This is a genomic window from Vibrio sp. Vb1574 (assembly GCF_033338675.1).
The window spans coordinates 1-12,672 of sequence record NZ_JAWOTC010000050.1 but is presented as its reverse complement, the minus strand read 5'-3'; the positions used below and the strand labels follow the sequence as shown (position 1 = coordinate 12,672).

At 46.3% G+C, this 12,672-nt stretch carries 13 protein-coding genes; 11 read left to right on the top strand and 2 right to left on the bottom strand.

All coding sequences use genetic code 11. From position 1 onward, the window contains the following. Position 1: 1 nt before the first annotated feature. Positions 2-1,102: a DNA polymerase III subunit beta gene (gene dnaN, locus R7O12_RS21120; protein ID WP_005394106.1), complete on the bottom strand. Its 1,101-nt coding sequence runs from the start codon at positions 1,100-1,102 to the stop codon at positions 2-4. 63 nt (positions 1,103-1,165) lie between these two features. Continuing rightward, positions 1,166-2,572 carry a chromosomal replication initiator protein DnaA gene (dnaA, locus tag R7O12_RS21115; protein ID WP_005378835.1) on the bottom strand — a complete coding sequence of 469 codons (1,407 nt, stop codon included), beginning with the start codon at positions 2,570-2,572 and terminating at the stop codon, positions 1,166-1,168. A 412-nt stretch (positions 2,573-2,984) separates the two neighbouring features. Between dnaA and R7O12_RS21110 the strand changes: the two genes are divergently transcribed. The 11 genes from R7O12_RS21110 to rsmG form a co-directional block, all read left to right on the top strand. After that, positions 2,985-3,731, top strand: a complete 747-nt coding sequence (locus tag R7O12_RS21110; RefSeq protein WP_005378831.1) for an amino acid ABC transporter substrate-binding protein — start codon at positions 2,985-2,987, stop codon at positions 3,729-3,731. Between the two features lie 114 nt (positions 3,732-3,845). Further along, the gene (locus R7O12_RS21105; protein WP_005378829.1) at positions 3,846-4,517 is read left to right on the top strand and encodes an amino acid ABC transporter permease; all 672 of its coding nucleotides are present in this window, start codon (positions 3,846-3,848) and stop codon (positions 4,515-4,517) included. Beyond that, the gene (locus R7O12_RS21100) at positions 4,514-5,251 is read left to right on the top strand and encodes an amino acid ABC transporter ATP-binding protein (protein WP_005378827.1); all 738 of its coding nucleotides are present in this window, start codon (positions 4,514-4,516) and stop codon (positions 5,249-5,251) included. Before R7O12_RS21105 ends, R7O12_RS21100 begins: the two co-directional genes overlap by 4 nt. 242 nt (positions 5,252-5,493) lie before the next feature. After that, complete coding sequence (gene rpmH, locus R7O12_RS21095) at positions 5,494-5,628, top strand: 50S ribosomal protein L34 (protein ID WP_005378825.1); 135 nt, start codon at positions 5,494-5,496, stop codon at positions 5,626-5,628. Positions 5,629-5,674: 46 nt separating this feature from the next. Then, the gene (gene rnpA, locus R7O12_RS21090; protein WP_005394102.1) at positions 5,675-5,998 is read left to right on the top strand and encodes a ribonuclease P protein component; all 324 of its coding nucleotides are present in this window, start codon (positions 5,675-5,677) and stop codon (positions 5,996-5,998) included. Further along, positions 5,965-6,222 carry a membrane protein insertion efficiency factor YidD gene (gene yidD, locus R7O12_RS21085; RefSeq protein WP_005378822.1) on the top strand — a complete coding sequence of 86 codons (258 nt, stop codon included), beginning with the start codon at positions 5,965-5,967 and terminating at the stop codon, positions 6,220-6,222. Before rnpA ends, yidD begins: the two co-directional genes overlap by 34 nt. 2 nt (positions 6,223-6,224) lie before the next feature. After that, complete coding sequence (gene yidC / locus R7O12_RS21080) at positions 6,225-7,847, top strand: membrane protein insertase YidC (RefSeq protein ID WP_005383834.1); 1,623 nt, start codon at positions 6,225-6,227, stop codon at positions 7,845-7,847. Between the two features lie 130 nt (positions 7,848-7,977). Beyond that, a complete protein-coding gene (mnmE, locus tag R7O12_RS21075; RefSeq protein WP_005383836.1) occupies positions 7,978-9,339 on the top strand; it encodes a tRNA uridine-5-carboxymethylaminomethyl(34) synthesis GTPase MnmE in 1,362 nt (453 codons plus the stop codon). 100 nt (positions 9,340-9,439) lie between these two features. Then, positions 9,440-9,874 (top strand): FMN-binding protein MioC, encoded by a 435-nt coding sequence (mioC, locus tag R7O12_RS21070; protein WP_005378900.1) that lies wholly within the window; start codon positions 9,440-9,442, stop codon positions 9,872-9,874. Positions 9,875-10,351: 477 nt separating this feature from the next. Beyond that, positions 10,352-12,247 carry a tRNA uridine-5-carboxymethylaminomethyl(34) synthesis enzyme MnmG gene (mnmG, locus tag R7O12_RS21065; RefSeq protein WP_005378901.1) on the top strand — a complete coding sequence of 632 codons (1,896 nt, stop codon included), beginning with the start codon at positions 10,352-10,354 and terminating at the stop codon, positions 12,245-12,247. Next, a partial coding sequence (gene rsmG, locus R7O12_RS21060) for a 16S rRNA (guanine(527)-N(7))-methyltransferase RsmG (RefSeq protein ID WP_225474268.1) occupies positions 12,247-12,672 on the top strand: 426 nt, incomplete at its 3' end. The genes mnmG and rsmG, both read left to right, overlap by 1 nt.

Below are 12,672 nucleotides of genomic sequence, written 5' to 3'. Positions count from 1 at the left end.
CTTATAGACGAATTGGCATCACCACGTACATGGCACTGTCATCGTCGGCATTTTCAATCAACGCGCTAGCGTTAGCATCCGACATCGACACACGTACATTTTCACAACGCAACGTGTTCAGAACATCAAGCACATAGCTTACGTTAAAGCCGATTTCGATGGCGTCACCTTCAAAGGTTACATCAAGCATCTCTTCCGCTTCTTCTTGTTCTGGGTTATTCGCGGTTATACGCATTTCAGTATCAGCCAGATTCACACGCACGCCACGGAATTTTTCGTTGGAAAGAATCGCAGCACGAGAGAAGGCTTGGCGCAACTCGTCACAACTTGCTATTAGTGTCTTATTGGTGCTCTGAGGCAATACACGGCGGTAGTCAGGGAAACGACCATCAACCAACTTAGAGGTAAAAGTAAAGTTATTCACCTCAGCACGAACATTGGAGCTACCGATCTGAAGTACTACAGGCTGCTCTGGCGCATCCATCAACTTTACTAATTCTTGCACACCTTTGCGTGGCACGATGATTTGCTTCTGCGCAAAGTCCGCACCTAGCTGAGTTTGCGATACCGCCATACGGTGGCCGTCCGTCGCCACGCTGCGTAGCGTGGTGCCGTCAATTTCAAACAACATGCCGTTGAGGTAGTAACGAACGTCTTGATTCGCCATCGAGAACTGAGTTTTGTCGATCAGCGTACGTAAATCAGCTTGGCTCAGTGATACTTCCACTTCGCTTTGCCAGTCTTCAATATTAGGGAAATCGTTCGCAGGAAGCGTTGCCAACGAGAAACGGCTGCGACCAGAGCGAACTTGTACGCGATCACCTTCTAATACAAATGTGATGATCGCATCGTCCGGTAAACCACGGCAGATATCGAGAAACTTACGCGAAGGAACGGTAATGCTGCCCGCTTCAAAATCACCTTCTAGCGTCACTTTGCTTACTAACTCTACTTCAAGATCGGTTGCCGTCATCGACAATACGTTCTCTTCTACTTTAAGAAGTAGGTTACCCAGGATTGGCAGGGTTGGTCGGCCACCTAAAGCGCCCGAAACCTGCTGTAGCGGTTTGATTAAATGACTACGTTCAATGGTAAATTTCATGCTTGGCTCTTTACGCTGTCAGCTCAATAAATGATTTGCTTAGAATACCGTTATTCTAACCGATTACGAAGACAGGGTGCGAATCAAGTTAGAGTAATCTTCTTTAATGTCGTGGCTCTCTTCACGCAGCTGCTCAATCTTGCGACAAGCATGAAGTACGGTCGTATGATCGCGGCCCCCAAACGCATCGCCAATTTCAGGCAAGCTATGATTGGTTAGTTCTTTTGCTAACGCCATGGCCAGCTGACGAGGACGCGCAACAGAACGAGAGCGACGCTTAGACAGCAAGTCCGCTACTTTAATCTTGTAGTATTCCGCCACGGTCTTTTGAATGTTATCGATCGTCACCAGCTTCTCTTGTAGAGCAAGCAGATCGCGCAGCGCTTCACGCACAAAATCAATCGTGATTGGACGACCAGTGAAATTCGCATTAGCGATAACACGGTTCAGTGCACCTTCTAGCTCACGAACGTTCGAACGCAGACGCTTGGCAATGAAGAATGCCACTTCATCAGCAAGGTGGATTTGGTGATCTTCAGCTTTTTTCATCAAGATCGCCACACGTGTTTCAAGCTCAGGCGGCTCGATCGCAACAGTAAGACCCCAACCAAAGCGAGATTTAAGACGATCTTCAACGCCATTAATTTCTTTAGGATAACGGTCAGACGTTAGAATGATCTGCTGATTACCTTCCAATAGTGCGTTGAAGGTATGGAAGAATTCTTCTTGTGAACGTTCTTTATTAGCAAAGAATTGGATGTCATCGATAAGGAGCGCATCCACGCTGCGGTAGTAGCGTTTGAATTCTTCAATCGCATTGTTTTGCAACGCTTTTACCATGTCTTGCACAAAACGTTCTGAGTGCATGTAGACCACTTTTGCGTTCGGGTTGTTATCCACAATCGCGTTGCCCACCGCATGCAACAAGTGCGTTTTACCCAAGCCCGTGCCGCCGTATAGGAACAGCGGGTTGTATGCTGCACCAGGATTATCCGATACCTGACGCGCCGCAGCCAAACCCAGTTGGTTCGACTTACCTTCAACAAAGTTGTCGAACTTGTGCTTTGGGTTCATGTTTGAGCGGTGATTGATAGCCGCAATCGCCTGAGCGTCGTCATCCCAGGTTTTGTGTACTGGCTTACGCGCCTGTAATTGCGCAGGTGCAGATGACTCCGCAGCCACATCTGCAGGCGTACGTGTCGGCGCTGGTTTTGGAGCAGAGACAGGTCGGCTCCCCACTTCAAAGCGTAAGTTAGGAATGTCGCCACCACAGTATTCCTGCAGTAAGCGAGTAATATTGTTCAGATACTTATCACGCACCCAGTCCAACACGAAGCGGTTTGGCGCGAATAGAGTGAGAGTATTGTCATTGAGCTCCGCTTGTAGCGGACGAACCCACATGCTGAATTCTGTAGCTGGTAGCTCTTCTTGAAGCTGCTGCAAACATTGCAGCCAAAGCGAAGATGACACGGTGCCCCCACTGAGTAATTGAATTATCGGAAAAGACTGGCAATTTTACCTGTTGATAACCAAGATCGCCAGCGATTGATCGACGATCCAGTGAATAAGATCCAAGTTATTCACAATTATTTCTGCAAACTTGATGAGATCAACACACCTTGCCCCAAATTTGCCCACACAACGATCCACAATTGGGCAAAATTCACAAGATCGAGCGATTGGTGATAAGTCTGTGTATTATTTTATTCCCAATGCTGATTTTGTCGATCATTTCGCTAGGTTCAGTTCGCATTTTCGTCACATTTAACATTCTTCTTCTATTATCTAATAACTCACAGGTCTAGGTTATTGCTCTTGGTTATTTATTTAATTGAGCTAACTAACAGTAGTATTTCCAACCATAAAATTATGGAGATGTATTATGAAAAACTGGATTAAGGTTGCCGTTGCAGCCATTGCACTGTCGGCAGCAACCGTACAAGCCGCTACTGAAGTCAAAGTTGGTATGTCAGGTCGCTACTTCCCGTTTACTTTTGTAAAGCAAGACAAGCTACAAGGCTTTGAAGTCGACATGTGGGATGAAATAGGTAAACGTAACGATTACAAAATCGAATACGTAACAGCCAACTTCTCTGGTTTATTTGGTCTTTTAGAAACTGGTCGTATCGATACGATCTCCAACCAAATCACCATGACTGATGAGCGTAAAGCTAAATACCTATTTGCTGACCCTTACGTTGTAGATGGCGCACAAATTACCGTGCGTAAAGGCAACGACAGCATCAAAGGTGTTGACGATCTTGCGGGCAAGACCGTTGCGGTGAACCTAGGCTCTAACTTTGAGCAACTGCTGCGTCAATACGACAAAGACGGCAAGATCAACATTAAAACGTACGACACAGGTATCGAACATGACGTGGCGCTCGGTCGTGCAGACGCGTTTGTAATGGATCGTCTTTCTGCGTTAGAGCTGATTAAGAAAACTGGCCTTCCTCTGGAATTGGCAGGCGAACCGTTTGAGACCATTCAAAACGCATGGCCTTTCGTTGACAACGAGAAAGGTCGTAAGCTGCAAGAAGAAGTAAACAAAGCACTGGCTGAGATGCGCGCAGATGGTACAGTAGAGAAAATTTCCGTGAAGTGGTTTGGCGCTGACATCACGAAATAAGAACTCTTTGTACTTTAGGCCGCAAAGTGGTATCACTCTCGGACTAAAATAAACTTACGTAAAGGTGGAACTTGTTTTCCACCTTTTCTTTTCTCTAGCCTTTAGGTAAGCCGTATGGGATTTGACTTTAATTACATGTTGGAACTGCTGCCGATATTGCTGAAATATCTTGGCACAACCATGGAAATGGCGACATGGGGATTGGTGTTTTCGCTGATTTTATCCGTCATTTTAGCCAATATTCGCGTATTTAAACTGCCAGTTCTGGATCAATTAAGCCAACTGTACATCAGCTTCTTCCGTGGCACCCCACTGTTGGTTCAGCTTTTCCTGCTCTATTACGGCTTACCGCAAATTTTTCCATTGATGGTCGGTATCGACGCCTTTTCAGCAGCGGTTATCGGTTTAACGCTGCACTTTGCCGCTTATATGGCGGAAAGTATTCGTGCCGCCATTATTGGCATTGATCGCAGCCAAATGGAAGCGAGCTTATCGGTCGGTATGACGACATCCCAAGCAATGCGCCGAGTGATTTTACCTCAAGCAACGCGTGTCGCACTGCCTTCATTGATGAACTATTTCATCGATATGATCAAGTCAACGTCTCTTGCTTTCACGCTTGGTGTGGCCGAAATCATGGCGAAAGCACAGATGGAAGCCTCATCAAGTTTCCGTTTCTTTGAAGCTTTCCTTGCGGTTGCTCTTATTTACTGGGGCGTGGTGGTGATTCTGACTCGCGTACAAATCTGGGCAGAAGCAAAACTGAATAAGGCGTACGTACGATGATTAAGTTAGAAAATATTCACAAACGTTTTGGTGAGACTGAAGTGCTGAAAGGCATCGACCTCGATATTAAGCAAGGTGAGATCATCGTGATTATCGGCTCAAGTGGTACGGGTAAATCAACCTTGCTGCGTACGGTGAACTTTCTAGAACAAGCAGATGAAGGTCGTATCACGATAGATGACATCTCCGTTGATACTCAAAAACACACTAAAGCCGAAGTATTAGCGCTGCGTCGTCGAACTGGCTTTGTGTTCCAAAACTATGCCCTGTTTGCCCACATGAATGCGCGCCAGAACATTGCCGAAGGTCTAGTGACCGTTCGAGGCTGGAAAAAAGCCGATGCTCTCAAACGAGCGCAACAAATTCTGGATGACATCGGTCTTGGGGATAAAGGCGATAGTTATCCAGCGGCATTGTCTGGCGGCCAACAACAACGTGTGGGTATCGGCCGAGCGATGGCGCTACAACCAGAACTGCTGTTGTTTGACGAACCAACTTCTGCGCTGGATCCTGAATGGGTCGGTGAAGTTCTCTCATTAATGAAGAAGTTAGCTAATCAGCATCAAACCATGCTGGTGGTGACGCACGAGATGCAATTCGCGAAAGAAGTCGCTGATAGAGTGATCTTCATGGCGGAAGGCAATATCGTTGAGCAAGGTTCTCCACAGGATATCTTCGATAATCCACAAGATCCTCGTTTGAAAAAATTCCTTAACCAAGTAGGAATAGAGTAACGATCAAGCATCAGGATCGATTGATCCTTGAGATTTTACTCACACTACGTATAATCGCCCGGCCGGAATTTCGTACTCATTGAGTCATTGACACATTATGTGAGTGTGATTACAATTCCGCCTCTTTGTTGAGAGGCGTCGGTTGTCCTTCTCTATATAAAGAGCTTCTTTATATAAGAAAGCAAATACCCACGCCGGGTTTAACAAGAACCTAAAACTACTGATCAGTAAAGGTAATTATCATGAAACGCACTTTTCAACCTACAGTTCTAAAGCGCAAGCGTACTCACGGCTTCCGTGCTCGCATGGCAACTAAGAACGGTCGTAAAGTTATCAACGCACGTCGTGCAAAAGGCCGTGCGCGCCTATCAAAATAATCGCTAGTTTATTTTGAACACGTACGCGTTTAATCGGGAGTTACGTTTGTTAACTCCCGAGCATTATCAAAACGTCTTCCAGCAAGCTCATCGAGCTGGCTCGCCTCATTTCACCATCATTGCTCGCAATAACAAACTTTCTCACCCACGATTAGGTTTAGCGGTTCCCAAAAAGCAAATCAAAACGGCTGTCGGTCGTAACCGATTTAAGCGTTTGGCTCGTGAAAGCTTTCGTAACAATCAACATCAGCTTCCAAACAAAGATTTTGTTGTGATTGCAAAGAAAAGCGCGCAAGATTTAAGCAATGAGGAAATTTTTAAGTTGTTTGATAAGCTATGGCAACGCCTGTCTCGCCCTTCACGTGGATAGCCATTGGGCTCGTTTATCTGTATCGCTGGTTTATCAGCCCTTTGATTGGTCCTCGTTGCCGGTTCACACCAACCTGTTCCACTTACGCGCTAGAAGCTTTGAGAGCTCACGGTTTTGTAAAAGGATGTTGGTTATCAGGCAAACGTCTATTAAAATGCCACCCTTTGAATGAAGGGGGGTATGACCCCGTTCCACCAGTCCAAAAACAAGACAGAGATAACTAACGATGGATTCTCAACGTAATATCCTGCTCATCGGTTTGGCCCTGGTTTCTTTTTTGCTGTTTCAACAATGGCAAGTTGCAAAGAATCCAGAACCTCAAGCAGTTGAACAGGCTCAATCAAGCAGCACTCTACCTGCACCATCTTTTGCTGATGAACTTGACCCAGTTCCTGGTCAACAGCAAGCTTCTGCAAAAACTATCACAGTAACGACTGATGTTTTAACTCTGTCGATCGACACCGTTGGTGGCGATGTGGTACATGCCAACCTTAACGAATACTCTGCTGAGTTAGATTCATCAGATTCCTTTGTTCTGCTTAAAGACGCTCAAGGTCACCAATTTATCGCTCAAAGCGGTCTAGTGGGTCCTCAAGGTATCGACTTGAGCAGCACAAATCGCCCTCACTACAACGTAAGTGCAGACAGCTTCACAATGGCTGACGGTCAAGATGAACTTCGCGTTCCGATGACATTCACTGCAAACGGCATCGAATACACCAAAACTTACATCTTTAAACGCGGCAGCTACGCGCTTAATGTTGAATACGATGTAGTGAACAACTCAGGCAACAACGCAACATTTGGTATGTACGCTCACCTACGTCAAAACCTAATGGACGATGGTGGTAGCATCACAATGCCTACTTACCGTGGTGGCGCATACTCAACAGAAGATACGCGTTACAAGAAGTACAGCTTTGATGATATGCAGGATCGCAACCTGTCTCTTAACCTAGCCGATGGCCAAGGTTGGGCAGCAATGATTCAGCACTACTTTGCCGCAGCTTGGATCCCACGTAACGAACCAGGTACTAACCTATACACTCGTGTAATTGGCAACCTAGGCGACATCGGCGTTCGTATGCCGAACAAAACTATCGCAACAGGCGATCAGGCTAAGTTTGAAGCAACACTTTGGGTTGGTCCAAAACTGCAAGATGAAATGGCAGAAGTGGCACCTAACCTAGACCTAGTAGTGGACTACGGCTGGTTATGGTTCATTGCGAAGCCTCTTCATATGTTGCTTTCATTCATCCAGAGCTTTGTTGGTAACTGGGGTGTGGCAATCATCTGCCTGACCTTCATCGTTCGTGGTGCAATGTACCCACTAACAAAAGCGCAATACACGTCTATGGCGAAAATGCGTATGCTTCAGCCTAAGCTGCAAGCAATGCGTGAGCGTATCGGTGATGACCGTCAGCGCATGAGCCAAGAAATGATGGAACTGTACAAGAAAGAGAAAGTGAACCCACTAGGTGGTTGTTTACCTCTTATCCTACAGATGCCTATCTTCATCGCGCTTTACTGGGCACTAATGGAATCGGTTGAGCTACGTCACTCTCCATTCTTCGGTTGGATTCATGACCTTTCAGCGCAGGACCCTTACTACATCCTGCCTCTACTGATGGGTGCGTCAATGTTCCTAATCCAGAAGATGAGCCCGACAACGGTAACGGATCCAATGCAGCAGAAGATCATGACCTTTATGCCGGTTATGTTTACCTTCTTCTTCTTGTTCTTCCCATCAGGTCTCGTTCTGTACTGGTTGGTGTCAAACATCGTAACGCTTATCCAGCAAACTCTGATCTACAAAGGATTAGAGAAAAAAGGCTTACACAGCAAGTAACCTTTTAGGAAATGATTGAGAAAGGCGGCCAAAAGGTCGCCTTTTTGTTTTTGGCTGATTACAATTCAGCTAATTAATTGTAATGGCTCCCTAGGTATCTTCCCTATAGCCCAGCTCAAAAGGCAAAATTATGACTACAGATACGATTGTCGCTCAAGCGACCGCGCCTGGTCGTGGCGGTGTCGGTATTATTCGTGTTTCTGGCCCTAAAGCCAACCAAGTGGCGTTAGAAGTCACTGGCAAAACACTAAAGCCCCGCTACGCAGAGTACCTGCCGTTTAAGTCAGAAGATGGCACTGTGCTTGATCAGGGCATCGCACTGTACTTCCCTAACCCACACTCATTTACAGGTGAAGACGTACTTGAGCTGCAAGGCCATGGCGGCCCTGTCGTGATGGATATGCTGATAAAACGCATTCTAGGTATAGATGGTATTCGAGCTGCTCGCCCTGGTGAGTTCTCTGAACGCGCATTTCTGAACGATAAACTCGACCTCGCTCAAGCCGAGGCGATCGCAGACCTCATTGATGCCAGTTCTGAAGAAGCAGCAAAATCGGCACTGCAATCCTTACAGGGCGCATTTTCAGGCCGCATTAATACCTTAGTTGAGTCGCTGATTCATTTGCGTATCTATGTTGAAGCAGCCATCGACTTCCCTGAAGAAGAGATCGACTTTTTGGCCGACGGTAAAGTGGCTGGTGACCTACAAGCCATCATCGACAACCTAGATGCGGTGCGCAAAGAAGCTAACCAAGGCGCTATTATGCGTGAAGGGATGAAAGTCGTGATTGCGGGTCGTCCAAATGCGGGCAAATCAAGCCTACTGAACGCGCTATCGGGTAAAGAATCTGCAATCGTAACCGACATCGCAGGAACCACGCGTGATGTACTGCGTGAGCATATCCATATTGATGGCATGCCACTACACATCATTGATACAGCAGGTTTGCGTGATGCTTCCGATGAAGTAGAGAAAATCGGTATCGAACGCGCGTGGGATGAAATAGCCCAAGCAGACCGCGTGTTGTTCATGGTGGATGGCACGACAACCGATGCCACCGATCCGAAAGATATCTGGCCAGATTTTGTGGATCGCCTACCAGACAACATTGGCATAACTGTGATCCGTAATAAAGCGGATCAAACGGGTGAAGATATGGGGATCTGCCACGTCAATAACCCTACTCTTATCCGTTTGTCAGCGAAGACTGGTGCAGGGGTTGAAGCTCTGCGCGATCATCTCAAGGAGTGTATGGGCTTCTCTGGCAACAGTGAAGGTGGGTTTATGGCTCGTCGTCGTCATCTCGATGCATTAGAACGTGCCGCACAGCACCTTCAAATAGGCCAGGAGCAGCTTGAAGGCTATATGGCAGGTGAAATATTGGCTGAAGAGCTACGCATCACCCAACAACATCTCAATGAGATTACCGGTGAGTTCAGTTCTGACGACTTACTGGGACGAATCTTCTCTTCATTCTGTATCGGGAAGTAAATAATCGAACGCGCGGTGCTGAGCTTAACTCACACCGCGTTTCTTTTTGTACGGCAAGCCATCCATGAGCTTTAGCCGTCGCATTCAATAAGGAAGAAGTATGATCCACATTATTACAGGCAGCACGTTAGGTGGCGCAGAATACGTAGGGGATCACCTGAGTGATCTACTCAACGAGAATGGATTTGAAACAACGATCCACAACCAGCCTTCCCTCAGTGATATCGAAAATCAAGGTACGTGGTTGGTGATCACCTCTACACATGGAGCTGGTGAGTATCCTGATAATATCCAACCTTTTATCGCAGCATTACAAAATACACCGCCAAAAATGACTGATGTAAAATTTGCGGTGATTGCGATTGGTGACTCTAGCTACGATACGTTCTGTGCCGCTGGTCAACACGCTTATGATTTATTAGAGGATATTGGTGCAACCCCTCTCGCAGATTGCTTTAAAATCGATGTACTGAGCCATGATGTGCCAGAAGACGCCGCAGAAATGTGGTTAAAAGAGAATATCGAACGTTTTTAAACTCACGACTTTCCCTTCAACAGAGTCGAAATTCGGCTCTGTTTTCTCCCATGTGAATAACTCCCACCAAATTATTTTGTTTAACCGCTCAAAAACCAACCAAACAGACTGTGGATAACTACAATAAGATCCAGTGATTTTCCTTTAGTTATCCCAATAACAACTTTGATCAATTTTACCCCCTGTGTATAACCACCACTTTTGATCCCAGGTAATCCTCGATCTGATCCAATCATGATCACAAGATATGATCCAAAGAAGATCCATGATCTTGTTGATCATTTTTAGGTTATCCACAGAAACGGTCGATCCTAATAGTAGATCTAATAAAAGATCATATATATAGATCTTATATATATTTATCTTGAAGCTTAAAACGGATAAAACGAGAAAACGTTTTTCTCTCTGGCATAAAGCAGGTAAAATACGGCTCCTTTATCTGTCCATTAAATCCCTTTGAATACCTGAGGTCAGTTCATGCTTTATCACGAAAACTTTGACGTCATTGTTGTCGGTGGCGGACACGCAGGAACGGAAGCCGCGCTCGCATCTGCACGCACAGGACAAAAAACGCTTCTCCTTACCCATAACATCGATACATTAGGCCAGATGTCTTGTAATCCGGCGATCGGTGGTATTGGTAAAGGTCACTTAGTAAAAGAAGTAGATGCTATGGGCGGTTTGATGGCTGAAGCCATCGACCATGCAGGTATTCAGTTTCGTACACTAAATGCCTCCAAAGGTCCTGCAGTACGAGCAACTCGAGCTCAAGCCGATCGCGCTCTGTACAAAGCGTACGTTCGTAATGCATTAGAAAATGCGCCTAACTTAACGTTGTTCCAGCAATCAGTTGATGATCTGATTGTTGAACAAGATCGCGCAGTTGGTGTGGTAACTCAAATGGGACTTCGCTTCCATGCGAAAGCCGTTGTGCTAACCGTGGGTACCTTCCTTGGTGGTAAGATCCACATAGGTATGGAAAGCTCGTCTGGTGGTCGTGCCGGGGATCCACCATCGATCGCATTAGCGGATCGACTGCGTGAACTGCCGTTCCGTGTGGATCGTTTAAAAACAGGTACTCCACCGCGCATTGATGCTCGTACTGTTGATTTTTCAGTGCTAGAAGCTCAGCACGGTGATAACCCAACGCCTGTATTCTCGTTCATGGGCAAACGTGAACAGCATCCGCGTCAGATTCCATGTTTCATCACCCACACCAATGAACAAACTCACGATGTGATCCGTAGTAACTTGGATCGCAGTCCAATGTACGCAGGTGTGATTGAAGGTATTGGTCCGCGTTACTGTCCGTCTATTGAAGACAAAGTGATGCGTTTCGCTGACAAAAACAGCCACCAAATCTTCATTGAGCCAGAAGGCCTAACCACGCACGAGTTATACCCTAATGGTATCTCGACCAGCTTGCCATTTGATGTGCAAGTACAAATCGTGCGCTCAATGAAAGGGTTTGAAAATGCACACATCGTTCGCCCAGGTTATGCGATTGAATACGATTTCTTCGATCCACGTGATTTGAAGCAAACGTACGAGACGAAGTTCATCCATGGTTTGTTCTTTGCTGGCCAGATTAATGGTACGACTGGCTACGAAGAAGCCGCAGCGCAAGGCTTGATGGCCGGTCTAAACGCAAGCTTGTTTAGCCAAGACAAAGAAGGCTGGAGCCCACGTCGTGACCAAGCTTACATGGGCGTGTTGATTGATGACTTATCGACCATGGGTACCAAAGAGCCGTACCGAATGTTCACTTCTCGTGCGGAATACCGCCTGCTACTTCGTGAAGATAACGCCGATTTACGTTTAACGGAAAAAGCGCGCGAGCTAGGCTTGATTGATGATGTTCGTTGGGCTCGCTTTAACGAGAAAATCAACAATATGGAAACGGAGCGTCAGCGTTTGAAAGCAACGTGGATGAATCCGAAGTCAGAGGGTGTTGATGAGCTGAACAAGCTGCTGAAAACCCCAATGGCCCGTGAAGCGAGTGGTGAGGATCTTCTGCGTCGTCCAGAGATCACTTATTCGCAACTGACGCAACTTGAAGCGTTTGCTCCTGCACTTGAAGATCAGCAAGCGGCTGAGCAAGTTGAAATTCAAGTGAAATACGATGGTTACATCAAGCGTCAGCAGGAAGAGATCGAAAAATCACTGCGTCACGAAAATACCAAGTTACCTGCTGATTTGGATTACCGCGATGTAAAAGGTTTATCAAACGAAGTCGTTGCTAAACTGAGCGAGGCCAAACCAGAGAGCATCGGTATTGCATCACGCATTTCTGGTATTACGCCTGCTGCAATTTCTATTCTACTTGTTCACTTGAAAAAGCATGGTTTGCTGAAGAAAGGTGAGGAAGAATAATGAGCGCATTGCGAACAAAGCTGGATTCACTGATCGCGAAAACCGATTTGGAAGTGTCAGAACAGCAACGAGAGCAGTTAGTTGGTTATGTCGAACTGCTCGACAAATGGAACAAAGCGTACAATTTAACATCGGTACGTGATCCGCTTGATATGTTAGTGAAACATATTCTTGATAGTATCGTTGTAAGCGCACACCTGCCCGGTGAGCGCTTCATTGATGTTGGTACTGGTCCGGGGTTACCGGGCATCCCTTTGGCAATAATGAACCCTGAGAAAACCTTCTTTTTGCTCGACAGTCTTGGCAAACGCATTCGTTTTATCAAGCAAGTCGTGCACACATTAGGGCTGAAAAACGTGACACCAATTCAAAGTCGCGTCGAAGAATTCCAACCTGAAGAAAAATTTGATGGCGTTTTGAGTCGA

Coding starts and splice junctions, on each gene's coding strand:
- dnaN (WP_005394106.1), bottom strand. CDS start 1,102: ATGAAATTTACCATTGAACGTAGTCATTTAATCAAACCGCTACAGCAG.
- R7O12_RS21110 (WP_005378831.1), top strand. CDS start 2,985: ATGAAAAACTGGATTAAGGTTGCCGTTGCAGCCATTGCACTGTCGGCA.
- R7O12_RS21105 (WP_005378829.1), top strand. CDS start 3,846: ATGGGATTTGACTTTAATTACATGTTGGAACTGCTGCCGATATTGCTG.
- R7O12_RS21100 (WP_005378827.1), top strand. CDS start 4,514: ATGATTAAGTTAGAAAATATTCACAAACGTTTTGGTGAGACTGAAGTG.
- rpmH (WP_005378825.1), top strand. CDS start 5,494: ATGAAACGCACTTTTCAACCTACAGTTCTAAAGCGCAAGCGTACTCAC.
- yidD (WP_005378822.1), top strand. CDS start 5,965: ATGGCAACGCCTGTCTCGCCCTTCACGTGGATAGCCATTGGGCTCGTT.
- yidC (WP_005383834.1), top strand. CDS start 6,225: ATGGATTCTCAACGTAATATCCTGCTCATCGGTTTGGCCCTGGTTTCT.
- mnmE (WP_005383836.1), top strand. CDS start 7,978: ATGACTACAGATACGATTGTCGCTCAAGCGACCGCGCCTGGTCGTGGC.
- mioC (WP_005378900.1), top strand. CDS start 9,440: ATGATCCACATTATTACAGGCAGCACGTTAGGTGGCGCAGAATACGTA.
- mnmG (WP_005378901.1), top strand. CDS start 10,352: ATGCTTTATCACGAAAACTTTGACGTCATTGTTGTCGGTGGCGGACAC.